At 73.5% G+C, this 22,695-nt stretch carries 22 protein-coding genes and 1 pseudogene; 11 read left to right on the top strand and 12 right to left on the bottom strand.

Annotation, left to right across the window (positions count from 1 at the left end):
* The 3 genes from OO54_RS31745 to OO54_RS31755 all read right to left on the bottom strand — a co-directional run bounded on the left by OO54_RS31745 (window position 1) and on the right by OO54_RS31755 (window position 3,288).
* Entirely contained in the window at window positions 1–1,305 is a 1,305-nt protein-coding gene (locus OO54_RS31745) for an MFS transporter (protein WP_033209230.1), read from the bottom strand.
* Window positions 1,305–2,645 carry a discoidin domain-containing protein gene (locus tag OO54_RS31750; RefSeq protein ID WP_033209231.1) on the bottom strand — a complete coding sequence of 447 codons (1,341 nt, stop codon included), beginning with the start codon at window positions 2,643–2,645 and terminating at the stop codon, window positions 1,305–1,307. The genes OO54_RS31745 and OO54_RS31750 overlap by 1 nt, the downstream gene beginning before the upstream one ends.
* 286 nt (window positions 2,646–2,931) lie before the next feature.
* Window positions 2,932–3,288: a cupin domain-containing protein gene (locus tag OO54_RS31755; RefSeq protein ID WP_017238672.1), complete on the bottom strand. Its 357-nt coding sequence runs from the start codon at window positions 3,286–3,288 to the stop codon at window positions 2,932–2,934.
* Between the two features lie 275 nt (window positions 3,289–3,563).
* Between OO54_RS31755 and OO54_RS31760 the strand changes: the two are divergent.
* Together OO54_RS31760 and OO54_RS31765 are read left to right on the top strand one after the other, a co-directional pair.
* A pseudogene (locus OO54_RS31760) lies at window positions 3,564–4,460 on the top strand (pseudouridine-5'-phosphate glycosidase); the annotation flags it as partial.
* Between the two features lie 179 nt (window positions 4,461–4,639).
* Window positions 4,640–5,569, top strand: coding sequence for a carbohydrate kinase family protein (locus OO54_RS31765; RefSeq protein ID WP_033209234.1), 930 nt, complete (start codon window positions 4,640–4,642; stop codon window positions 5,567–5,569).
* On the opposite strand, the gene OO54_RS31770 is transcribed toward OO54_RS31765, so the two are convergent.
* Complete coding sequence (locus tag OO54_RS31770) at window positions 5,566–6,201, bottom strand: nucleoside/nucleotide kinase family protein (protein ID WP_033209236.1); 636 nt, start codon at window positions 6,199–6,201, stop codon at window positions 5,566–5,568. The genes OO54_RS31765 and OO54_RS31770 overlap by 4 nt on opposite strands.
* Before the next feature lie 74 nt (window positions 6,202–6,275).
* Between OO54_RS31770 and OO54_RS31775 the strand changes: the two genes are divergently transcribed.
* Window positions 6,276–7,028, top strand: a complete 753-nt coding sequence (locus OO54_RS31775) for an SDR family NAD(P)-dependent oxidoreductase (protein WP_033209238.1) — start codon at window positions 6,276–6,278, stop codon at window positions 7,026–7,028.
* Window positions 7,029–7,054: 26 nt separating this feature from the next.
* Window positions 7,055–7,417, top strand: a complete 363-nt coding sequence (locus OO54_RS31780) for a MerR family transcriptional regulator (protein ID WP_033209240.1) — start codon at window positions 7,055–7,057, stop codon at window positions 7,415–7,417.
* Between the two features lie 19 nt (window positions 7,418–7,436).
* On the opposite strand, the gene OO54_RS31785 is transcribed toward OO54_RS31780, so the two are convergent.
* Window positions 7,437–8,087: a winged helix-turn-helix transcriptional regulator gene (locus tag OO54_RS31785; protein ID WP_017238677.1), complete on the bottom strand. Its 651-nt coding sequence runs from the start codon at window positions 8,085–8,087 to the stop codon at window positions 7,437–7,439.
* Window positions 8,088–8,178: 91 nt separating this feature from the next.
* Here OO54_RS31785 and OO54_RS31790 point away from each other — a divergent pair, with 91 nt between their 5' ends.
* The 3 genes from OO54_RS31790 to OO54_RS31800 all read left to right on the top strand — a co-directional run bounded on the left by OO54_RS31790 (window position 8,179) and on the right by OO54_RS31800 (window position 10,620).
* Window positions 8,179–9,390 (top strand): pyridoxal phosphate-dependent aminotransferase, encoded by a 1,212-nt coding sequence (locus OO54_RS31790; protein ID WP_033209242.1) that lies wholly within the window; start codon window positions 8,179–8,181, stop codon window positions 9,388–9,390.
* Window positions 9,391–9,458: 68 nt separating this feature from the next.
* Window positions 9,459–9,917, top strand: coding sequence for a hypothetical protein (locus OO54_RS31795; protein WP_033209244.1), 459 nt, complete (start codon window positions 9,459–9,461; stop codon window positions 9,915–9,917).
* A 13-nt stretch (window positions 9,918–9,930) separates the two neighbouring features.
* On the top strand, window positions 9,931–10,620 hold the full coding sequence (locus OO54_RS31800) for a DUF2293 domain-containing protein (RefSeq protein ID WP_033209246.1): 690 nt from the start codon (window positions 9,931–9,933) through the stop codon (window positions 10,618–10,620).
* A 47-nt stretch (window positions 10,621–10,667) separates the two neighbouring features.
* On the opposite strand, the gene OO54_RS31805 is transcribed toward OO54_RS31800, so the two are convergent.
* The 3 genes from OO54_RS31805 to OO54_RS31815 form a co-directional block, all read right to left on the bottom strand.
* Window positions 10,668–11,444, bottom strand: a complete 777-nt coding sequence (locus OO54_RS31805) for a chaplin (protein ID WP_033209248.1) — start codon at window positions 11,442–11,444, stop codon at window positions 10,668–10,670.
* Between the two features lie 128 nt (window positions 11,445–11,572).
* On the bottom strand, window positions 11,573–12,844 hold the full coding sequence (locus OO54_RS31810; protein WP_033209251.1) for an SWIM zinc finger family protein: 1,272 nt from the start codon (window positions 12,842–12,844) through the stop codon (window positions 11,573–11,575).
* Complete coding sequence (locus OO54_RS31815; protein ID WP_033209274.1) at window positions 12,841–15,663, bottom strand: DEAD/DEAH box helicase; 2,823 nt, start codon at window positions 15,661–15,663, stop codon at window positions 12,841–12,843. Before OO54_RS31815 ends, OO54_RS31810 begins: the two co-directional genes overlap by 4 nt.
* A 188-nt stretch (window positions 15,664–15,851) precedes the next feature.
* Between OO54_RS31815 and OO54_RS31820 the strand changes: the two genes are divergently transcribed.
* Together OO54_RS31820 and OO54_RS31825 are read left to right on the top strand one after the other, a co-directional pair.
* The gene (locus OO54_RS31820; protein ID WP_017238684.1) at window positions 15,852–16,184 is read left to right on the top strand and encodes a hypothetical protein; all 333 of its coding nucleotides are present in this window, start codon (window positions 15,852–15,854) and stop codon (window positions 16,182–16,184) included.
* Window positions 16,185–16,291: 107 nt separating this feature from the next.
* The gene (locus tag OO54_RS31825) at window positions 16,292–16,561 is read left to right on the top strand and encodes a DUF6343 family protein (protein ID WP_033209275.1); all 270 of its coding nucleotides are present in this window, start codon (window positions 16,292–16,294) and stop codon (window positions 16,559–16,561) included.
* Between the two features lie 11 nt (window positions 16,562–16,572).
* On the opposite strand, the gene OO54_RS31830 is transcribed toward OO54_RS31825, so the two are convergent.
* The 3 genes from OO54_RS31830 to OO54_RS31840 form a co-directional block, all read right to left on the bottom strand.
* Window positions 16,573–16,941: a tetratricopeptide repeat protein gene (locus OO54_RS31830; RefSeq protein ID WP_033209277.1), complete on the bottom strand. Its 369-nt coding sequence runs from the start codon at window positions 16,939–16,941 to the stop codon at window positions 16,573–16,575.
* A gap of 102 nt (window positions 16,942–17,043) precedes the next feature.
* The gene (coaE, locus tag OO54_RS31835) at window positions 17,044–17,646 is read right to left on the bottom strand and encodes a dephospho-CoA kinase (protein WP_033209253.1); all 603 of its coding nucleotides are present in this window, start codon (window positions 17,644–17,646) and stop codon (window positions 17,044–17,046) included.
* Window positions 17,647–17,742: 96 nt separating this feature from the next.
* On the bottom strand, window positions 17,743–18,681 hold the full coding sequence (locus OO54_RS31840) for a PAC2 family protein (protein WP_033209256.1): 939 nt from the start codon (window positions 18,679–18,681) through the stop codon (window positions 17,743–17,745).
* A 233-nt stretch (window positions 18,682–18,914) separates the two neighbouring features.
* Here OO54_RS31840 and OO54_RS31845 point away from each other — a divergent pair, with 233 nt between their 5' ends.
* Window positions 18,915–19,862 (top strand): right-handed parallel beta-helix repeat-containing protein, encoded by a 948-nt coding sequence (locus OO54_RS31845; RefSeq protein WP_033209259.1) that lies wholly within the window; start codon window positions 18,915–18,917, stop codon window positions 19,860–19,862.
* Window positions 19,863–19,956: 94 nt separating this feature from the next.
* Here the strand turns inward: OO54_RS31845 and rpsA are convergent, their stop codons facing one another.
* Complete coding sequence (gene rpsA, locus OO54_RS31850) at window positions 19,957–21,468, bottom strand: 30S ribosomal protein S1 (protein ID WP_015032828.1); 1,512 nt, start codon at window positions 21,466–21,468, stop codon at window positions 19,957–19,959.
* A 345-nt stretch (window positions 21,469–21,813) separates the two neighbouring features.
* Between rpsA and OO54_RS31855 the strand changes: the two genes are divergently transcribed.
* Complete coding sequence (locus tag OO54_RS31855) at window positions 21,814–22,644, top strand: class I SAM-dependent methyltransferase (RefSeq protein WP_017238690.1); 831 nt, start codon at window positions 21,814–21,816, stop codon at window positions 22,642–22,644.
* Window positions 22,645–22,695: the final 51 nt, after the last annotated feature.

Raw genomic sequence — 22,695 nt, forward strand, 5'->3', positions numbered from 1 at the left:
TCAGTCCTCTCGGAGGGCCGTGGAGTCCGTGGGAGCCTGCGGGGCCTTGGGCAGGAGGCGGGCGGCGCAGCACAGGGCGGCCGCGAGGGCGACGAGCGCGGCCACGAGGGCGGTCTCGGGGCCGCTCGCCGTCCAGACGGCCCCGAAGGCGACGGCGGCCCCGAGCCGGGCGAGCGCCTGGGCGGTCTGGACGAGCGCCAGGCCGCCGGCCTGCCGCCCCTCGGCGAGGAACGGTCCGGCCAGGGCCATCAGGACGCCGTCGGTGGCGGCGTAGAAGACCCCGAGCAGCCCGAGGACGCCGACGAGGACCGCGCCGCCGGGCAGCGGGGCCAGGAGCAGGCCGTACGCCAGGAGCAGCGCGCCGTGACCGTACAGGAGTGGTCGGCGGCGCCCCGTGCGGTCGGCGAGACGTCCGGCCGGGACGGCGAGCAGCAGGTAGACGGCGGCCGCGCCGAGCGGCAGGAACGGGAACCAGGTCGCGTCCAGGTCGAGCCGGCGCTGGAGCAGCAGGTAGAGGAAGGAGTCGCCGACGGTGGCGGACCCGAGGAGGGCGGCGCAGAGCACGATCCGCCGGTACGCGGGCGAGCGTGGCGCGGCGAGGAGTCCGCCGCGCGCGGGGGGCGGGGCGGGAGCGGTGGGCGCGCCCGCCGTGTCGAGCGGCTCGTGCCGGGGCGGTGCGCTCCGCCGGCCGGGGACGAGGAGCAGCCACAGCAGGACGCCGAACGCGCCGACGCAGAAGCTGACGGCGAAGACGGCCTCGTACGCCTCGGCCGTCGCCGACAGGAGGGCGAACGCGGCGAGGGGGCCGAGGAGCGCGCCCGTGGTGTCCATGGCCCTGTGGGTGCCGAAGGCACGGCCCAGGTCATCCGGCGGGCTGTGCAGGGTGATCAGCGCGTCGCGCGGGGCGGTGCGCACCCCCTTGCCGAGCCGGTCGGCGGCGAGCGCGGTGGCGATCCATCCGGTCGCGCCGCCCGCGAGGAGGAGGCCGAGCCGGGAGCAGGCGGAGAGGGCGTAGCCGAGCCCGGCGACCTGCTTGTGGCGGCCGCCGCGGTCGGCGGTGGCCCCGCCGAGGAGCCGTACGAGCGCGGTGGCGCCGGTGGACAGGCCGTCGAGCAGGCCGAACTGGAGGGGGGAGAGGCCGAGTCCGAGGACCAGGTACAGCGGCAGGACGGCGGTCACCATCTCCGAGGAGACGTCGGTGACCAGGCTGACCGCGCCGAGGGCGAGGACGGTGCCGGGGACGCGCCGCCGGACCCCCGAGGGGGTGGGCGGCGCGTCGCGGCGACCGGTGGTCGCGAGGTACATCAGTGGCAGGTGTAGGTCGGGCCGGAGTCCTTGACCTGGTCGTCGGTGCCGACGTACTGCCAGGTGTAGGTGGTGTCGGTGAGGTCCAGCTTCAGGACGCCGTACGGACCGCTGATCCGCTTCTGGCTGTTGGGCTGGACCGTCTCGATGTCGTAGGGCTCGGCGCCGCCCATGCCGCCGACGATCTCGACGATGCCGTCGGCGGTGGCTCGCCCGCTCGGGTCCTGCGGGGCGAAGCGCTCGTAGTGGTGGTCGTGTCCGTTGAGGACGAGGTCGGCCTTGGCGCCGTACAGGATCTGCCAGACGGGCTTGGAGACCGGGTCGTTGCCGTGACCGCCGGAGGAGTACAGCGGGTGGTGGAAGTAGGCGGCGACGCAGCCCTTGGTGTTCCGCGCGAGGTCGTCCTTGAGCCACTGGATCTGCGCGGCGTCGTCGAAGGAGTTGGAGTCGAGGGCGACGAAGTGCCAGTTGCCCTGGTCGTAGCTGTAGTAGGGCTTGCCCTGCGGGTAGGCGATCGCGCCGAAGTAGGACTTGTAGCCGGCGAGCGGGCCGGCCGGGTCGTAGGTCTCGTGGTTGCCGGGGACGGGCCGGGTCTTCGCCTTGAAGGCGCCCCAGGTCTTGTCGTAGTAGGCGCGGAAGTCGGAGAGCAGGGCGTCGTCGTACTGGTTGTCGCCCATCGTCAGGTAGAAGGAGGGCGCGATCCGCTGGGCCAGTGCGGCGGTCTTGGGGTGGGCGCAGGAGCTGCTGGAGGCCGTGCACTGGGCGGCGATGTCGCCGGCCGCGACGACGGTGAAGGCGCCGCCGGGCGGGGGTGTGGTGGAGGTGGTGCCGTAGACCTCCACCGTGTAGAGCGAGTAGCCGTACGAGGTGCCGCGGGCGGTCCCGTAGACGCGGAGGTAGCGGCCGGTTCCGGTGAGGCCGGTCCAGTCGTCGGTGCCGCCGTTCCCTGCGGTCTCGGTGGCGAGACGGGTCCAGGTGGTGCCGTCGGCGGAGATCTCGACGCGGTAGGTCTTGGCGTAGGCGACCTCCCAGACGAGCTTGACGCGGGAGACGGTGGACGAGGGGCCGAGGTCGACCTTGATCCACTGCGGATCGACGCCTTCGGTGCTGGCCCAGCGGGTGGTGGCGATCCCGTCGAAGGCCTTCTCGGGGCCGAAGGTGGAGTCCTCGACGGAGGAGGAGGTGGCGGGCCGTCCCTGGGATATCAGGGAGTCGGCGGCCGCTCCGGCCCGGTCCGGGAGGGCGAGCACGAGCCCGCCGACGAGCAGCAGGACGGCCGCGAGGACGAGCGGGAGGCGGGTGGTGGAGCGATGGGGTGGGGCGGAGGCGTACAGGCGCATACCTGGGCTCCCTGGCCTGAGGGGGTGGCGAGAGCTGGACACCGGTGCGGCGCACCACGATCCGGCCGCGCGGGCCGGGCGCCCGCGCCGCGGGGAAGCGGACGCGGGCGACCGGCCGGTGGCGATTCGGGCGCCACGCGGTGGGGTGGTGCTCGGCGGCCGGGTCAGAGCTCTCGCTGAGCGCGTCACGCCGCTGGATCGGGCGCCGCGCCAAGCCGCCGCCGGGGATGCTAGCGGATAGGAAGGTTTCCTACCAGACCCTCGACCGCCCGGCGGCCCCGGGCGTTCAGAGGCTGATGTGGTACGCCTTGCGGAGGGTCTCGTGCACGGTCCAGGTCGTCCGGTCGCCCTCGCGCAGCACACAGGCGTCGCCGGGTCCGATCTCCAGCGTCTCGCCGCCCTCGACGGCGACGGTCGCCCGCCCGGAGACCACCACGAACAGCTCGTTGGCCTCCGTGTCGGTGACGACGCCGGGGGTGATCTGCCAGATGCCTCGCAGCTGCTTCCCGTCGGCGGACTCCCACAGCACCTTGCCGGTCACCTCGGGCGTGCCGGAGACGATCTGGCCGGGGTCGAGCGGCTCCGCTTCGAGCTCGGCGTCGGGGATGTGCACGGCGAAGGAAGGCAGGTCATGAGTGGTCATGGGCGGTGACTGTAGCGGGGATCCACGGTCACCCCACGGCCGGGACCGGATGGAATAACCCACTCCGTTTCGCCCCCCACCAGGAGCGATACCCGGATCCCGGGACGGCGACGAAATCCGCACACACCCTCCGGCGCAGCGTCCGGCGGGTGCGGCGGCCTCCCCCGCCGGTCGCCCCGGGCGGCCCGTGACGGATTCCGCAGGCCCCGGCCGGGCCGTGGCGGGAGGTCGCCGCCGAGGTTTGCGGGGCCCGTGGGCGCGCCAAGGAATGGGACATGTCCACACAGGTGTCCGAAGAGGTACGGGAGGCGCTCCACGAGGGCCGCCCCGTCGTCGCGCTCGAATCGACGATCATCGCCCACGGCCTGCCCCGCCCGCGCAACCTCGCCGTGGCGCTGGAACTGGAGGAGCTCGTACGGGCCGGGGGCGCCGTCCCCGCCACCATCGCGGTGGTCGACGGCACGGCCAGAGTGGGCCTGGACCGGACGGCCCTGACCCGCATCGCCGAGGACCCGGCGGTACGGAAGCTGGGGCACCGCGACCTGGCCCCGGCCCTGGCGACCGGCGCCACGGGCGCCACGACGGTATCGGCGACGGCCTGGCTCGCGGCCGCCGCCGGGATACGGGTGTTCGCGACCGGCGGCCTCGGCGGGGTGCACCGGGAGTGGAGCGAGACGCAGGACGAGTCCGCCGACCTCCGGCTGCTCGCCCGGGTCGGGATCACCGTCGTCTGCGCCGGGGTCAAGTCGATCCTCGACGTGCCCGCGACGCTCCAGCGACTGGAGACGCTGGGCGTGACGGTCGTCGGATACGGCACGGACCGCTTCCCCGGCTTCTACCTCTCCTCATCGGGCGAACCCGTCGACTGGACCCTGCGCACCCCGGAGGAGGTGGCGGCGGTCATACGGTCCCAGGACGCGCTCGGCGGGCCCCCGGCTGCGCTCGTCGTCGCCAACCCGGTCCCGGAGGCCGAGCAGTTGGACCCCGCCCTGCACGAGCGGGTGCTGGCGCAGGCCCTCGCGGCGGCGAAGGAGAAGGGGATCACCGGCCAGGCGGTGACCCCCTTCCTCCTCGAACACCTGACGGTGCACACGGAAGGGGCGTCGCTGGAGGCGAACCTCGCGGCGGTACGGGGCAACGTGCGGCTCGCGGCGAGCATCGCGGGCGCGTACGGCACGGGAGCGACCGGGACGCGATCGGCCGGGGCAGGAGCGAACAGGGCGGGATCGGCCGAGGCAGGAGCGAACAGGGCAGGATCGACCGGGGCAGGAGCGAACAGGGCGGGATCGGCCGGGGCAGGAGCGAACAGGGCAGGATCGGCCGGGGCGGACACGCGCGGCCCGGACGGCCGGTGAGCACGTCGGGAGGCGCGCTGCTCGTCGTCGGGGACGTGGTCACGGACGTCGTCGCCCGGCACCGGTCACCCCTCGCGCCCGCGACGGACACGGCGGCGGAGATCCGGACCCTCCCGGGCGGCGCCGGAGCCAACGCCGCCTGCTGGGCGGTCCGTTCAGGCCACGAACAGGTGCGGCTGCTCGGCCGGGTGGGGGCCGACGCGGCCGGCTGGCACGAGCGGGCGCTGCGGCGGGCCGGGGTGCGGCCCCTCCTGGTACCGGACGAGGAGACCGCCACGGCCACGGTGATCGCACTCGTGGACGCCACCTCGGAGCGCACCTTCCTGACCGACAGCGGCGCCGCGCTCCGCCTCTCCCCCGCCGACTGGTCCGCCCGGCTGCTCGACGGCGTGGCCCGGCTGCACCTCTCCGGCTATCTGTTCTTCGCCGCCCCGAGTCGCGAGACGGCCCGCCGCGCCCTGCGGGACGCCCGGGCGGCGGGCGTCCCGGTGAGCGTCGACCCGGCCTCGGCGGGGTTCCTCGAGCGGCTGGGCGCGGAACGGTTCCTGGCCGCCGCGAAGGGCGCCGAGGTCCTGCTGCCCAACGCCGACGAGGCCCGGTCGCTCACCGGCATCGCCGAACCGGATTCGGCGGCCGCCGAGTTGAGCCGTCGCTTCCCCCTCGTCGTGGTCACCCTCGGTGCCGCCGGCGCCGTCGTCGCCGAGGACGGCGGGGTCACGGCACGGGTGGCGGCACCCCCGGTGCCCCCGGCCCGACGCGTCGACTCGACGGGCGCGGGCGACGCGTTCACCGGGGCCTTCCTCGCGGCCCTGCTCGCCGGCGCGGACCCCGTGCGCGCCGCCGAGGCGGGCTGCCACGCGGGCGCGGAGGCGGTCACGGTCGTGGGCGGCAGACCGCCGGACAGGACCTGGCCGGAAGGACCCTAGCCGCCGAGACCGGTCCAGGCCGGGTGGCGCGGGTCGTCGGCGCGTACGACGGCGTCGGCGGTACCGGCGGGGTCGACCTCCGACTCGTACCGGACGAAGGCGGGGAGGGTCCACTGCTCTTCGGTGCGCCGGGCGAGGGCGGCGGCTGACAGCCGCAGGTGCACGGTGAGGTCGAAGGGGAACCAGTGGCCGAGGAGGAAGGGCCCGTGCACCACGAGCACGCCGCCGGGCGGCAGCGTGACGTACGGGCTGCGGGTCGCCCGGTCCTTGACCGGGTCCCACAGGTCGGGCAGCACACGACCGGTGCCGCCGGGCTCCAGCGGGCCGAAGACCTCCCGCCACAGGGCCCCGGTGTCGACCCATCCGTCGTAGTACGCGTCGGGGTCCCGCTTCCCGTACTCGAACCGGAGGGACGCGGGGCGGAGGAACCCCCCGGTGCCGACCACGTGGACGGAGCGCCCGCGTGCCCGCAGCGCCTCGGCGAGCAGGCCGGCCAGCTCGCCGCCGGGCGCGGCGGGCGGCCCGTCGATGCCGACCTTGAGCCACTCGCCGCCGTCGCCGGGGGTGGCGGCGTCGACGTGCCCGGCCAGGGTCTCGGCCAGTCGGTCCCAGGTGATCGCCTCGTATCGCATCCCGCTCATCCTGCCCGCCGTTCGCGCGTCCCGCTTGACCTTGTCACTGGCGTCACCGTTCGACCATCGCACGCATGGACACCACCACATCCACCAGGGTCGTCGTCGTCACCGGCGCGGGCACCGGCATCGGCCGGGCCACCGCGCGGGCCTTCGCCGGGCAGGGGGCGACGGTCGTCGCCGTCGGCCGCCGCGAGGGGCCGCTGCGGGAGGCCGCCGAGGGACACGCCGGAATCCACCCGTTCGTCGCCGACATCACCGCGGAGGGCGCGGCCGAGGAGATCGTGCGGACCGCCGTCGGCGCCCACGGCCGCCTCGACGTCCTCGTCAACAACGCCGGGATCTCCGTCGGCGGACCGCTCGGCACGCTCGACCGCTCCGTCATCACCCCGCTCCTGGAGACGAACCTCGTCGCCCCCGTGCTGCTCACCCAGGCCGCCCTCCCCGCGCTCCGGGCGTCCCGGGGCGTGGTGGTGAACGTGTCGACGACCATCGGGCAGCGGGGCTGGCCGGCCAACTCCTTCTATCCGGCGACCAAGAGCGCCCTGGAGACGCTGACCCGATGCTGGGCGGTGGAACTCGCGCCGGACGGGGTGCGGGTGGTGGCGGTGGCCCCCGGCGCGATCGAGACACCGATCGCCGACCACATGGGACTCTCGCCCGAGCGGCGGGAGGCGCTGCGGGCCTGGCAGCTCGCGCACACGCCGCTGGGCCGGATCGGCAGGCCCGACGAGGTCGCCTGGGCGATCACCGCGCTCGCCGCGCCCGACGCCGCTTTCGTGACGGGCACCGTGCTGCCCGTCGACGGGGGCGCGCTGGTCTCGTGATACGACTGCGCGAGGAGGTGGCGCCCTTGCGCATCGGTGAACTGGCCCGGCGGACGGGGGCGTCGGCGCGTGCCCTGCGTCACTACGAGACGGCGGGGCTGATCGCGTCGGCGCGTGCGGCCAACGGCTACCGGGTGTACGAGGAGGGCGCCGTCGCGCGGGTGGCGAACATCCGGTACTTCCTCGCGGCCGGCCTGACGCTGGACGACGTGTCCGCGTTCCGCTCGTGCCTCGACGGGGACGTCTCCTCGGTTCCGCCGTCCGCGCGCGCCCTGGAGATCGCCCGCGAGCGACTGGCCGTGCTCGACGCCCGCATCGCGGCGCAGACGGCCGCGCGCGACCGCCTTGCGGCGGCCCTGGCGACGGCTCCGGCGGTCACCCGGCCCTGAACGCGTGCCCGCTCGGGTCTCAGCGCGAGGCCGTCCCCGCGGTCGTCGCGGTCCGTTCCAGGGTGGCGCGCCCCGACGCGAGCGCCTCGGCGAGGGTCGTCTCGCCGCCGGCCAGGGCCCTGCAGGTCGCCGTGTCGGTCCTCAGCCGGGCGTCGGGACGTTCGGCGACCCCGTCGCCGTACACGCCGTCGCCGTGGGCCGTACTGCCGTCGGCCGCGATCCGTACGTGGAACTCGCCCTCGTCCAGCGTCACTTGGACGACACCTTCGCCGAGCTCGGCGAGTGCCCCGAGCAGCGGGACGGCGTACCAGTGCGCGCGGACGGCGTCGGTCGGGCGCGGCTCTCCGAGGTCCGGCGCCCCCCAGGCCGCGAGGGCGCGCAGGACGGGCAGCAGGTCCCGTCCGCGGGGGGTGAGTTCGTACACGTACGCCGAGGCGGGCGGGGGCAGCCGGCGCCGGGTGACGAGCTCGGCGGCCTCCATGTCCTTGAGGCGGCCGGCGAGCATGTCGGTGCTGACGCCGGGCAGGTCGGCGTGGAGGTCGGTGTAGCGGCGCGGCCCGGCGAGGAGTTCGCGGACGACGAGCAGGGTCCAGCGGTCGCCGACGAGGTCGAGGGCGCGCGCGGCGGCGCAGTGCTGGTCGTAGCTGCGGCGGCGTGGCTGACGTGGCATGCGACGCAGTCTAGACATGTTGTTGGACTTTCCAAGCTCGAACTTGGTAAAACCAAGCAACACTGATTCCGGGGACCTGGGGAGGTCGGACATGGAGTTCCGGCAGTCGAGCAAGCTGAGCGAGGTCTGCTACGAGATCCGCGGCCCGGTGATCGAGCACGCCAACGCGCTGGAGGAGGCGGGCCACAGCGTCCTGCGCCTCAACACCGGCAACCCGGCGCTCTTCGGCTTCGAGGCGCCCGAGGAGATCGTCCAGGACATGATCCGGATGCTCCCCAAGGCCCACGGCTACACCGACTCCCGCGGCATCCTCTCCGCCCGCCGCGCGGTCGCCCAGCGCTACCAGTCCATGGGCCTGCCGGACGTGGACGTCGACGACATCTTCCTCGGCAACGGCGTGTCCGAGCTGATCTCGATGGCCGTCCAGGCCCTCCTGGAGGACGGCGACGAGGTCCTCGTACCCGCCCCGGACTACCCGCTGTGGACGGCGGTCGTCACCCTCGCGGGCGGCAAGCCCGTGCACTACCTGTGCGACGAGGCCGCCGACTGGTACCCGGACCTCGACGACATGGCGTCGAAGATCACCGACCGCACCAAGGCCATCGTCGTCATCAACCCCAACAACCCCACGGGCGCCGTCTACCCGAAGGAGGTCCTGGAGGGCATCTTCGAACTCGCCCGGCGCCACGGCCTGATGGTCTTCGCCGACGAGATCTACGACCAGATCGTCTACGACGACGCCGTCCACCACCCCGCCGCCTCCCTCGCCCCCGACCTGGTCGTCCTCACCTTCGGCGGGCTCTCCAAGACCTACCGGGTGGCGGGCTTCCGCTCCGGCTGGCTGGTCGTCAGCGGACCGAGGCAGCACGCCAGGAACTACCTGGAGGGCCTCACCATGCTGGCCTCCATGCGGCTCTGCCCCAACGCCCCCGCCCAGTACGCCATCCAGGCCGCGCTCGGCGGCCGGCAGTCGATCCACGAGCTCACCGCGCCCGGTGGCCGGCTGCGCGAACAGCGCGACCGGGCCTGGGAGAAGCTCAACGAGATCCCGGGCGTCTCCTGCGTGAAGCCGAAGGGCGCGCTGTACGCCTTCCCGCGCCTCGACCCCGCCGTGCACAAGATCCACGACGACGAGAAGTTCGTCCTCGACCTGCTCCTGCGGGAGAAGATCCAGGTCGTGCAGGGCACCGGCTTCAACTGGCCGCGCCCGGACCACTTCCGCATCCTGACCCTGCCGTACGCCGACGACCTGGACGCCGCGATCAGCCGCATCGGCCGCTTCCTGAGCAGCTACCGCCAGTGACGCCCCGCCCTCCCGGCTGTCATGATCTACGGGTCGGAAGGCCGAACGAATCGGGAGGGCGGCCGGTCATGGATGCGGCGCTGATAGCCGTGGCGGGAACCCTGTTGGGTGTCGTCTTCACACACTGGTTCCAGGGGCGGGCCACCGAGCGCACGGCCGCGCTCGCCCGCACCGAACAGCTCAGGCAGGAACGGATCTCGACGTACAGCGCCTTCGCGGGCGCGGTCGTCGACTACCGGCACAGCCAGAACGACCGCTGGTTCCGGGCGCTCCACCGACCCGGATCCGAAGAGGCGGAGGAGTCCCGGCACGCCTCCTACCGGCAGCGCACCGCCGCCCGACAGGCCCTCTTCCGCGTCCAGTTGGTGTGCGACGACCCGGAGGTCCGCCGACTGGCCGAGGCGGCCTTCGTCGATTCCCACTGCATGCACGAGGCGGTGGACGAGGCGGACCGCGCCCACCGCTCGGAGCAGGCGAAGAAAGCCCTCGCCACGTTCATCGCCGCCGCCGCGCCCGGCGTCCGCTGAGGGAGGACCGGCCATGGACCTCGTCGCACCCGTCGTCGTCGAACCGCTCCGACGCCGCCGCTGCTCGGAGTGCCGGCAGGGGCCTCTGGAGCGGATGATCGTCGAGTTCAACGCACCGGTGTGCCTGGACTGCGCCGACCTCGGGCACCTGGTCTTCCTCCGCCGGGGCGACACCGCGCTCACCCGGCGCGCCCGCGAGAACAGCGGCCTCTGGGCCGTGGTGGTACGGCACAACCGGCGCCGGACGCGGTACGAGCGCCAGGGCCTGCTCGTCGAGGAGGAGGCGCTCGCCCGGGCGGAGCGCGCCTGCCTGGCGGACGCCGAGGCGCGGGCCAGGCGGCGGGCCCGGGACGCGGTGCGGCGCGCGGCACTCGACGCCGAGATCACCGCGCTCCTCCGGGCCGAGATCCAGCGGCTCTTCCCGTCCTGCCCCGAGGACCGGGTCACGGAGATCGCCGTCCACGCGTCGGCGAAGGGAAGCGGCCGGGTGGGGCGGACGGCCGCGGGCCGCTCGCTCGACCGCGGCGCCGTCACCGCCGCGGTGCGCGCTTCCGTACGGCACGTCGACACGCCGTACGACACCCTGCTGATGCAGGGGGTTCCTCGGCACCAGGCCCGGACGAGGATCGCTCCCGCCATCGAGGCGGTGCTCCGGGCCTGGCGTCACGGCGGCGGGGACGCGAGCGGCCGGGGACGCGGCTGACGGCTCGGGCGTCAGCACGCGGCTGCCGGTCCGCGAGGAGCGGACCCTCAGGCCCGGTCTCCGGCGCGGCGCGCGCGACGGTACATCAGGGCGCCGCCGAGCAGCAGCGCGGCGCTGGCGGAGCCGGCGTACCCGATGGAGTCCGAACCGGTGGCGGCCAGCGCGACCGAACTCGTCTCACCCTGCGGCGCCGGGGCCGGGGTCTCGGTCTCGGCCTGCGGGACCGGCACGTTCCGGACGGGGGTCTGCGGGCGCGGCGTGGGGATCTCGATCGGCTGCTCGGGCTTGCCGGGGCCGTTGACCGAGGTGTTGCCGAAGACCGGGTTGCCGATGCCGACCACGTTGACCGAGTTCCCGCTGAGGTTCACGGGCAGGTCGACGGGCAGCTGGAGGCCGTTCCCGGAGAGCACGCCGGGGGAGCCCGCGGCGCTGCTGTCGGCGGTGGCCCCGCCGCCGTTGGAGGAACCGCCCCCGCCGCTGTGGGAGCCGCCGGCCTGCTCTCCACCGCGGGGGGTGGCGGGCTCGTCCTTGTGGGAACGGCCGCCGCCGTTCTCGTCGGCGCCGTAGCCGTCGGGCTCGGCGGAGCGGTTGGCACAGCGGTTGCCGAAGGCCGGGTTGAGCAGTCCGACGACGTTGACCGTGTTCCCGCAGGCGTTGACCGGCACGTGCACCGGCAGCTGAAGCGTGTTGCCGGAGCCGACGCCCGGCGAACCGACCGCGGCGCCCTGGGCGCCGGAGTCGGCGTGCGCGGCGCCCGCCGAGAGCGCGAGCGCCCCACCCGTGACCAACAGTGTGGCCAGACCACTTCGGCGAATCTGCCTCATGGCTTCCTGCCTTCCGGAGGTGTACACGGGCGAGTGCCCGTACCGGAATCAACGCGACAAACGGGTGGGCCGGATCCGGCCGTTGACGGGTTTCACTCCATCGAGTGGGACTCCGTTCGCGTGTCCGGTCATCGCCCCAGGAGGTCGGTGAGGGCGCCGACCGGGTCCGGGTCGGGGGCGCCGCGCGGCCACCAGTCCTCGCGCCCGGCGTCCGACTCGTAGCCGTACCAGAGGCCGTCCCTGCCGAGGCGGAGTTGGAGGGATTCGGTGGAGAGCCGGTTGCGCCAGGGGCGGAAGGCGGGGAAGTCGGCGGCGATCAGCGCGGGTCTGGCACGGTCGAACGGGCCCGCCGGCGGGTCCCACGGCTCCTCCAGGACGACGAGGCCCGCGGCGCCGCCCTGCCGCCAGGCGGCGACGGCACGCGCCAGCTCCGTGGGGGTGCGGTCGAGGGCGCACGCCAGGTCGCGGTAGAGCGCGCGGGTCGAGGCGGTGAGCCCCGAACCGGGGTGCGCGGCGGCCAGCCGGACCGCGTCCTGCCAGGGGGTGAGCGCGGCGACCGGGTCGTGGCCGGTGGCGAGGAAGCCGTGGGCGCGGACGGCGGCCTCGGTGGCGAGCAGGTCGAGGGCGAGCGGGTCGGGGGCGTGCGGGTCCGGCGGGAAGACGGCCGGGCGGCCGGGCCGGTCCGGGACCGGCAGTTCGGGAGGCAGCGGCGGGCTCCAGGAGCCGGCGGCCGTGACCAGCACGGTCCGGGCGAGGACCGTGGGCATCGGCGGCGCGGCCGCGGTGGTCTCGGCGGCGGAGCGGGCCGCGTTGCGCCGGGTGAGTTCGGCGAGCAGCTCCTGCTCACCGCGGCCGCGCATCAGGAAGAGGACGAACGGGTCCTCGTCGAGGAGGCGGGCCGCCTGGTAGCAGAGGGCCGCGGCGTGCTTGCAGGGGTAGCCGTCGTCGGGGCAGGAGCAGTCGGGGACGAGGTCCCCCGCCGCGGGCAGCAGTCCGGTGACCGCCTCAAGGGCGTGCGGCACGTCCTTGTCGAGCAGGGCGGCGATGTGGTCGGGCCGGGCGGTGGCCTCGTCGAGGAACCGCTCCCAGCCGTCGTCGCCGAGGGCCCGCATCCTGATCTCGGTGCGGTACGGGCGGGCCCGACTGCCGTGGACGTAGGCGACGACCCGGCCGGGGGTGACCGTGATCGCGTCGACGTGCCCGCGCCCGGCGTACGCCTTGCCGCGGGCGAGGCGGGCCGGGTCGAGCGCGGTGTCCTCCAGGGCCTCGACCCAGGCGTTCCCCCACCAGGTCGCGGCGAACCGGCCGTCGGGCACGTCGCGGGGTGCGACCTGCGGGAAGCTGCGGCGGCGGTCGTCGTGGCGGGGGGCGGCTCCGCGCGCGCCCCGTGCGTGGTTCACGCGGGCCTCCTCAGGGACACCAGGTCGGCCAGCTCCCGGTCGGTGAGTTCGGTGAGGGCGGCCTCGCCGGAGCCGAGGACGGCGTCCGCCAGCGCCCGCTTGGCCCGGAGCATCTCGGCGATGCGGTCCTCGACCGTGCCCTCGGCGACGAGCCGGTGCACCTGCACCGGCTGGGTCTGCCCGATGCGGTAGGCACGGTCGGTCGCCTGCTCCTCGACGGCCGGGTTCCACCAGCGGTCGTAGTGGACGACATGGCCGGCCCGCGTGAGGTTGAGGCCGGTGCCCGCGGCCTTGAGGGACAGCAGGAAGACGGGGACCTCACCGTCCTGGAAGCGGTCGACCATGCGCTCCCGCTCGGCCACCGGGGTGCCGCCGTGCAGCAGTTGGGCCGGGATGCCGCGGGCGGCGAGGTGATCGGCGAGGAGCCGCGCCATCGACACGTACTGGGTGAAGACGAGCACGGAGCCGTCCTCGGCGAGGATCGTGTCGAGGAGTTCGTCGAGCAGGGCGAGCTTCCCCGAGCGGCCGGCGAGCCGGGTCGTGCCGCTGCCGCGCGGGACCTGTTCCTTGAGGTACTGGGCGGGGTGGTTGCAGATCTGCTTGAGGGAGGTCAACAGCTTCATGACGAGGCCCCGGCGGGCCATGCCCTCGGCCGCCTCGATCCGCTCCATGGTCTCTCGGACCACCGCCTCGTACAGCGAGGCCTGTTCCCGGGTGAGGGCGACGGGGTGGTCGGACTCCGTCTTGGGCGGCAGCTCGGGGACGATGCCGGGGTCGGACTTGCGGCGGCGCAGCAGGAAGGGCCGCACGAGCCGGGCGAGCCGCTCGACGGCCTCCTCGTGCTCGATCTCCTCGTGGTTCTCGACGGCCCTGGCGTGGCGGGCCCGGAACGCCTTGAGCGGTCCGAGGAGTCCGGGGGTGGTCCAGTCGAGGAGCGCCCAGAGTTCGGAGAGGTTGTTCTCCACGGGGGTGCCGGTCAGTGCGACGCGCGCCGGGGCGGGGATCTCGCGCAGCGCCTTGGCCGTCGCGGAGAACGGGTTCTTGACGTGCTGTGCCTCGTCGGCGACGACCATCCCCCATTCCCGGGCGGCCAGTTCGGCGGCGCTGGTGCGCAGGGTGCCGTAGGTCGTGAGGACGAAGCCGCCCTCGGTGCCGGTCAGGTCGCGGTCGGCGCCGTGGAACCGGCGGACGGGCACGTCGGGGGCGAACTTCCGCACTTCCCGCTGCCAGTTGCCGAGCAGCGACGCCGGGCAGACGACGAGGGTGGGGGCGCGGCGGGCACGGCGCAGGTGGAGGGCGATGAGGGTGACGGTCTTGCCGAGGCCCATGTCGTCGGCCAGGCACCCGCCGAGGCCGAGCGAGGTCATGAGGTCGAGCCAGGCGAGGCCGCGGAGCTGGTAGTCGCGCAGGGTGGCGGTGAGCCCGGGCGGGGCCTGCACGTCCTCGGGGCCGGCCAGCAGGCGGTCGCGGAGCGCGGCGAGCGCCCCGACCGGGACGGCGGGCACGGTCTCGCCGTCGACCTCGGCGGCTCCGGTGAGGGCGACGGACAGGGCGTCGACCGGTTCGAGCAGGCCCAGTTCCCGCTTGCGCGCCTTGCGGACGAGCGCGGGGTCGACGACGACCCACTGGTCGCGCAGGCGCACGATGGGCCGGTGGGACTCGGCCAGCAGGTCCATCTCCCGCTCGGTGAGCGGGTCGCCGTCGAGGGCGAGCTGCCAGTTGAACCGCAGGAGCTCCTCGCTGTCGAAGAAGCCGGTGCCGTCGGTCGCGGAGCCGGGCGCCGCGTGGGCCGGCCGGACGACGGCGGAGGCGCTCAGCGAGCGGGCGAGCTCGCGCGGCCAGTGGAGGGCGACCCCGGCGTCGGCGAGCCGGGCGGCGGCCGGGCCGAGGAGTTCGTACAGCTCGTTCTCGGTGACCGCGAGGACGTCGGGCACGTCCCGGTCCAGGAGCCGGGAGAGCGGGGGCCAGACACGGGCGGCCCGACGGAGTGCCAGGACGGCGTCGATGCGGGCGCGGGGCCCGAAGTGCTCGCCGTCGCCCGCCCACAGGTCCGCGGCGTCGATGACGAGGGTGGGGTCGGCGAGGCTGTGGATCTGGAGGAGCGCGGCGGCCGCGTGACGCTCGTCGCCGTCCTCGGCGGCCGCGACGTCGAAGAGTTCATACCCCGAGAGGTCGAGGCGGAGCGAGACGCGCACGCCCGCGTCCATTCCGGCCGCGGCCTCGGCCGCCCAGGCACGCGCGCGAGGCAGGTGCTGGGGCGCGCGGGCCGCGAACGGCGCACCGACCGCGTGGGCAGCGGCCGGGGTCCGGGGCAGGGTGTCGGCGACCGCGTCCAGGAAGGCGCGCACGAGGGCCTCGGGTTCGGGCAGCCGCAGCGCGCCGCGCCCGGGGACGGGCACGGCGTGCCCCTCGTACGGGAGGGCCGCGGCGACGGCCCGCAGATGGGCGATGTCCTCGGCGTCCAGGGGTCCGGCCCGCCAGGCGTCCAGGTCGTCCGCGGTGAGGCCGGGCAGCAGTCGGCCGCGCGCCGCCAGGTGCAGGGCGTGCAGGGCGGCGGCTCCCCAGCCGGCGGTCGCGGGGTGGGCCGCCGGGTGGTGGCGGGCCACGACGAGATGGGGCAGGGCGGCCTCGATCGGCAGGGTGACCGCGGGCACCGTGCGCCCCGTGGCACCGCTGCCGTGCCGCCGGGCCACGGTGAGCTCGACGCGCTCGGCACCGCTCTCCACGGGCTCGGGCAGCACGCCGCCGTCGGGCGCCCAGAACGCGATCCGGCCCTGCCGGGGAAGGGCCGCCGGCAGGAACACGGCGGCGCTGGTCATCCAGGTGTGTGTCACGCCTCCGCCCTCCTCCCGCTGTACGTCGCGATCCCCCATCGGACCTCCGACCATACGGGTGGGGTCTGACAACGGCCGCGAGGCGGGTTCCCCCGGGCGGCCCAACAACGCATGACACCGTGCCTCGCGGGCGGCATGGTGGCCTGAGACGACACGACAGAAGAGGATCCGCCATGTCCGTTCGCCGGCGTCTCACGACCGCCACCGGGGCCGTGCTGCTCACTCTCGCCGTCGCCGGCTGCTCGGGCCTCGGCCGCAGCGCGGTGGGCACGCTCGAGTACGAGACGGAACGCGAGCTGCTGGTGAAAGTGACGAGCCCCTCGGTGAACGGCTGCCACAGAATGGCGCCGTCCGGCGTGACCAGGGTGGAGAACAACACCCTGGTCGACATCATGCTGTACCCCACCCGTGACTGCCGGGGGCCGTCCACCTACCTGGCCACCAACACCGCCGACTCGATCCCGCCGGACACCCTGCCCTGGCGCAGCTACAGCGTCGTGCACTGAGCGGACGAAGGCGGCCCCGCGGATGCCGGGGCGTCCGTTCACATTCCCCCGCCACGGGTACATGCTGGTGGTACCCCTCGGGGACCCGGACGGGGGATGTGACCGTCATGCGGAGCGGCAACGAGCCGGCCACCGCGCGCAGCGCGCTGCGGCTGCGGTTCTGGCTGAGCGTGTGGGGGCTGCTGTGGGCCGCCTTCGGCACGACCGTGTTCTCCCTGCTCGGCCGACCCGGCTGGGCGGCGGCCTGTGGGGTGCTGTTCCTGGTGGTGGTCGTCGACCTGACGATGGTGCTGCACCACATCCACCAGGGCCCGCACTGGCAGCCGGGCCGGAACATACCGCCGTACGAGCCCGATCACGGCGGCCCTCGGCGCTGACCCCGCGCCCCTCAGTTCCCGGTGTCGAAGCCCGCGGCCTGGAGGTACTCCGGCTTCGGGTCGAGGGCGGCGGCGAGGCGGAAGTGCCGGGTTGCCTGGGTGGCCTGGCCGGACCGCTCGTAGGTGCGGGCCAGCGCGAAGTGGGCGAACGCGTTGTCCGGCTCGCGCTCCAGGACCAGCTCGAACTCCAGCTGCGCCGGACGCAGCTGGGCGGCCGCGAAGAACGCCCTCGCGCGCAGCAGCCGCGCGGCCGTGTTCTCGGGATGGGCGGCGATCACCGAGTCGAGGAGTTTGACGGCACCACGGGGATCCCGGGCGGCCAGCAGGTGCTCGGCGGCGCGGAAGTCGATGACGTGCGTTTCCGGGTTCCTGTCGGCCACGATGGCATCCTTCCCCTCGATCCGGTGGTTGAACACCGGACCCGGTGACCGCATTCCGCCGACGACCCCGGGGCCCGTGGGCGGTTTGGCGCCGGAGGAGCCCTATCGGTCCGCGGCCCGGCGCTCCAGTTCGTCCCAGACCTTCCGGACCTGCGGTGCAAGTGCGTCGAGCGGTCCGTCGTTGTCGATCACCAGGTCGGCGACGGCCAGCCGCTGCTCCCGCGTGGCCTGGGCCGACATCCGGGCACGGGCCTCGGTCTCGACCATGCCCCGGAGGCGTACCAGCCGGTCGAGCTGGGTCTCCGGCGACGCGTCGACGACGACCACCAGGTCGTACAGCGGCGCGAGTCCGTTCTCGGTGAGCAGGGGCACGTCGTGGACGACGACGTCGCCTGCGCCCGCCCGGCTCTCCAGCTCCGCCGACCGGGCCCCGACCAGGGGGTGGACGATGGCGTTGAGGGTGGCGAGCTTGTCGGGGTCGGCGAACACGATGGAGCCGAGCCTGGGCCGGTCGAGCGTCCCCTCCTCGGTGAGGACGTCCTCCCCGAAGGCCTCCACGACGGCCGCGAGCCCCGGGGTGCCGGGCTCGACGACCTCGCGGGCGATCCGGTCCGCGTCGATCAGCACGGCCCCGTACGAGACGAACAGCCGTGACACCTCACTCTTGCCGGCGCCGATCCCGCCGGTCAGGCCCACCTTCAGCATGAGCGGCAGCTTAGGGCCTGCCCCGGGAGGGGCTCACCGCGGCCCCGCCCGATCGGCGCCGAGGCGCCGCGGGGCCGGCCCGGTCGGCAGGACACCCTAGGAGTCGCCCTCCCGCTCGGCGAGGAAGCGCTCGAACTCGCGGCCCAGCTCGTCCGCCGACGGCAGGTCGACCGGCTCGGCGACCAGGCTGCCGCGCGTCTCGGCGCCGGCCGCCGCGTCGTACTGGTGCTCAAGGCCCTGCACGAGCGCGACCAGCTCCTCGTCACCCTCGCCGATCTGGCGGTCGATCTCGGTCTGGGTGCGGCGGGCCTCCGTGCGGAGGGAGTGGGCGACGCCCGGGAGGACGAGGCCGGTGGCGGCGGTGACGGCTTCGAGGGCGGTCAGGGCCGCGTCCGGGTACGGGGAGCGGGCGACGTAGTGCGGGACGTGCGCGGCGACACCGAGGGTGTCGTGGCCGGACTCGGTGAGCCGGTACTCGACGAGGGACTCGGCGCTGCCGGGGACCTGGGCCTCGTCGAACGGGCTGCGGTGGCCCGGCATGAGGTCGGTGCGGCTGCCGTGCGGGGTGAGTCCGACGGGGCGGGTGTGCGGGACGCCCATGGGGATGCCGTGGAAGTTCACGGAGAGGCGCACGCCGAGGCGCTCGATGATCTGCCGGACGGCGGCCGCGAACCGCTCCCACTCCACGTCGGGCTCGGGACCCGAGAGGACGAGGAAGGGTGCGCCGGTGGCGTCCTGGACGAGGCGGACCTCGATGGACGGCGTCTCGTACGCGGTCCAGCGGTCGCGCCGGAAGGTGAGCAGCGGTCGGCGCGCGCGGTAGTCCACGAGCCGGTCGTGGTCGAAACGGGCCACCAGCTGGTGCGGAAGGGTTTCGAGCAGACGGTCGATGATCTGCTCGCCGGTCTCGCCCGCGTCGATGTAGCCGTCGAAGTGGTACAGCATGACCAGCCCGGCCGACTCCTGCGCCAGGGCGAGGTCGACGACGGCCAGGCCCTTCGCGTCCCATTCGTACAAATCCTGGGGATCAAGCACGATTACCGCTCCTCCTCGTGTTCTCTCTGGAAACGCCGGGTGCGGCACGGCCATTCCCGTGCGGGGCGATCTTCCGGCGGAGTTCCGGCCCGGGAGCGACCCGGACCGGCCACTGGTCCAGACCTTGACATGTTCACGGCCTCTCCCTACCGTCTCGGGACAGCGTCGCGTTCAACATCACGACCACCGTGCACATACAGGAACTCCCCTCGTTCCCGTCCGGAAGGCACCCCATGCGCACCCGAACGCTGCTCGTCCCCCTGCTCCCGGCGCTCCTCGCCGTTCCCCTCGTCGGCACGCCCGCCTCTGCGGCCACCATCGAGGTCTCGACCGCCGCCCAGCTCAAGGCGGCGCTCACGGGCGCCGGCCCCGGCGACACGATCCACCTCGCGGACGGCACGTACGCCGGCAACTTCAAGGCCACCGTCCCGGGCACCGCCACGGCCCGGATCACCCTGACCGGCTCGTCGCGCGCGGTGCTGACGGCCGGCGGCGGCTACGGACTGCACCTCAACGGCGCCTCGTACTGGACGGTCACGGGGATCACCGTGACCGGCGGACAGAAGGGGATCATGGCGGACTCCGCGAACGGCGTGGTGATCGACGGGGTCACCGTGCACGACCTGGACATGGAGGGCGTGCACTTCCGCAATTCCAGCAGGAACGGCGTCCTGAAGAACTCGCGGATCTACGACACCGGGAACGACGGCCGGGGCATGGGCGAGGGGGTGTACGTCGGCACCGCCAACACCCTCACGGACCGGAGCGACAACGCGCAGATCCTGAACAACGTCATCGGCCCTGACGTCGGCGGGGAGAGCGTCGACATCAAGGAGGGCACCACCGGGGCGCGGATCGTCGGCAACACCTTCGACGGGCGCGGGCTGACCGGCGCCAACTACGACGACTCCTGGGTCGACGTGAAGGGCAACAACGTCCTCGTGGAGGGCAACTCCGGCGTGAACACGACGAACAACGGCTTCGAGACCCACAGCCAGCAGAGCGGCTGGGGCTGCGGGACGGTCTTCCGGGACAACCGCGCGAACCTGACGGGCGCGACCGGGTCCCAGCGGCTCGCGATCAACGTCGCCGACCAGAGCGGCACCTGCAGGACCACGGTGTACGCCTCGAACACGGTGACCGGCGGGAACGGCCTGACGAACATCGCCGTCACCCCCTGAAGGGCCGCGCGGCCCCGGAAATGACCGAGGCCCGCTCCCCCGAAGGGGAGCGGGCCTCGATTCGCTAGCGGCTAGCGCTCAGCGGAGAGCCTGTTCAGCTCTGGCCGCCGGCCAGCTTCTCGCGCAGGGCGGCGAGCGCCTCGTCCGACGCCAGGGCGCCGGAGTTGTCGTCCGACTCCGAGGAGTACGAACCACCCGAGATGCCCGCACCGGCGTTGCCGGCGGCCGGGGCGGCAGCACCCTCGGCAGCGGCGGCCTCGTCGGCCTCGCGGGACTTGATGACCTGAGCCTGGTGCTGCTCGAAGCGAGCCTGCGCCTCGGCGTACTGGGTCTCCCAGGCCTCGCGCTGGGTCTCGAAGCCCTCGAGCCAGTCGTTGGTCTCGGGGTCGAAGCCCTCGGGGTAGATGTAGTTGCCCTGGTCGTCGTAGGACGCGGCCATGCCGTACAGGGTCGGGTCGAACTCGACCGAGGCCGGGTCGGCACCGAAGGACTCGTTGGCCTGCTTCAGCGAGAGGCTGATGCGACGACGCTCGAGGTCGATGTCGATGACCTTGACGAAGATCTCGTCGTTGACCTGGACGACCTGCTCCGGGATCTCCACGTGGCGCTCGGCCAGCTCGGAGATGTGGACCAGACCCTCGATGCCCTCGTCCACGCGGACGAACGCACCGAACGGAACCAGCTTGGTGACCTTACCCGGGACGACCTGACCGATCTGGTGCGTACGGGCGAACTGCTGCCACGGGTCCTCCTGCGTCGCCTTCAGCGACAGGGAGACACGCTCGCGGTCCATGTCGACGTCGAGAACCTCGACGGTGACCTCCTGGCCGACCTCGACAACCTCGGACGGGTGGTCGATGTGCTTCCAGGACAGCTCGGAGACGTGCACGAGACCGTCGACGCCACCCAGGTCCACGAAGGCACCGAAGTTGACGATCGAGGAAACGACGCCGGAGCGGACCTGACCCTTCTGCAGGGTGGTGAGGAACGTCTGGCGAACCTCGGACTGGGTCTGCTCGAGCCAGGCACGGCGGGACAGGACCACGTTGTTGCGGTTCTTGTCCAGCTCGATGATCTTCGCCTCGAGCTCCTTGCCCACGTAGGGCTGGAGGTCGCGGACACGACGCATCTCGACGAGGGAGGCCGGCAGGAAGCCACGGAGGCCGATGTCGAGGATGAGACCACCCTTGACGACCTCGATGACGGTACCGGTGACGATGCCGTCCTCTTCCTTGATCTTCTCGATGGTGCCCCAGGCGCGCTCGTACTGGGCACGCTTCTTCGAGAGGATCAGGCGGCCTTCCTTGTCCTCCTTCTGGAGAACCAGGGCCTCGATCTCGTCGCCGACCTTGACGACCTCGTTCGGGTCGACGTCGTGCTTGATCGAGAGCTCGCGGCTCGGGATGACGCCTTCGGTCTTGTAACCGATGTCGAGCAGGACCTCGTCCCGGTCGACCTTCACGATGACGCCGTCGACGATGTCGCCGTCGTTGAAGTACTTGATCGTCTCGTCGATCGCGGCGAGGAAGGCTTCCTCGTTACCGATGTCGTTGACCGCAACCTGCGGGGTGGTGCTGGTGGCGGTGGTCTCGGTGCTGCTCGTCATGTGGGAAAGGGCTCCGGTTACGGACAGAAAGTCGTAGGTACTGCTACGCCGAGAGCCCGTATCGCACCAAGAAGCCGGACAGCCAATGAGGAACCCTTCCCGCGGACGGGGGGAACCTCGAAAACCGAGGGGACATACAACAGGTACGAGCGCGGCCTGCTCCGTCTGAGGCGCGCAGGCCCGCAGCGCAACCTTTAGCATACGGGGGCGGCCGGACAGGGTCAATGCGCGAAGCGCGCACCCTGGGCAGATCGCCGCAATTCCGGCACTACTCATGCCTCCCACGCCGCATCGGCGGGGTCCGCCGCACCGCGGCACTGAGCGCAAACTACATCGGCGGGCGAGATGAACCAAGAGTACGAACACGAAGACGCGGTCGAGGACGAGGCGGAGGCGACCCGGCGTGACGCGGGGGACGCGGAGAGCAGCCGCGCGAGTCGCGGCTGGTGGGACCGGAACGCCGACGAGTACCAGAGCGAGCACGGCTCCTTCCTCGGCGACGACCGGTTCGTGTGGGGCCCGGAGGGGCTCGACGAGGCCGAGGCCGGCCTGCTCGGGCCGGCCGCCTCACTGAAGGGCCTCGACGTCCTGGAGATCGGCGCGGGCGCGGCGCAGTGCTCGCGGTGGCTGGCGGCGCAGGGGGCGCGGCCGGTCGCTCTCGACCTCTCGCACCGGCAGCTCCAGCACGCGCTGCGGATCGGCGGTGACGTGCCGCTGGTGGAGGCCGACGCCGGGGTGCTGCCCTTCCGGGACGGCTCGTTCGACCTGGCGTGCTCGGCGTACGGCGCGGTGCCGTTCGTGGCCGAACCGGTGCGGGTCTTCCGCGAGGTGCGCCGGGTGCTGCGGCCGGGCGGTCGCTGGGTGTTCTCGGTGACGCACCCGATCCGCTGGGCGTTCCCGGACGAGCCGGGGCCGGAGGGCCTCTCCGTGGCGGCCTCCTACTTCGACCGCACGCCGTACGTCGAGCAGGACGAACAGGGCCGGGCCGTGTACGTGGAGCACCACCGCACGATCGGGGACCGGGTGCGGGACGTGGTGGCCGGCGGGTTCCGGCTGGTGGACCTGGTCGAGCCGGAGTGGCCGGCGTGGAACGGCCAGGAGTGGGGCGGCTGGTCCCCGCTGCGGGGGAACCTGATCCCCGGGACCGCGATCTTCGTGTGCGAGCGCGCGGAGTAGCCGTGGCCTGCGGGTCGCGGTCCGTGGGGCGCGGTCCGGTCACGGTCCGTG

Origin of the sequence: Streptomyces wedmorensis (assembly GCF_000716445.1) — a bacterium.
Lineage (GTDB): Bacteria > Actinomycetota > Actinomycetes > Streptomycetales > Streptomycetaceae > Streptomyces > Streptomyces wedmorensis.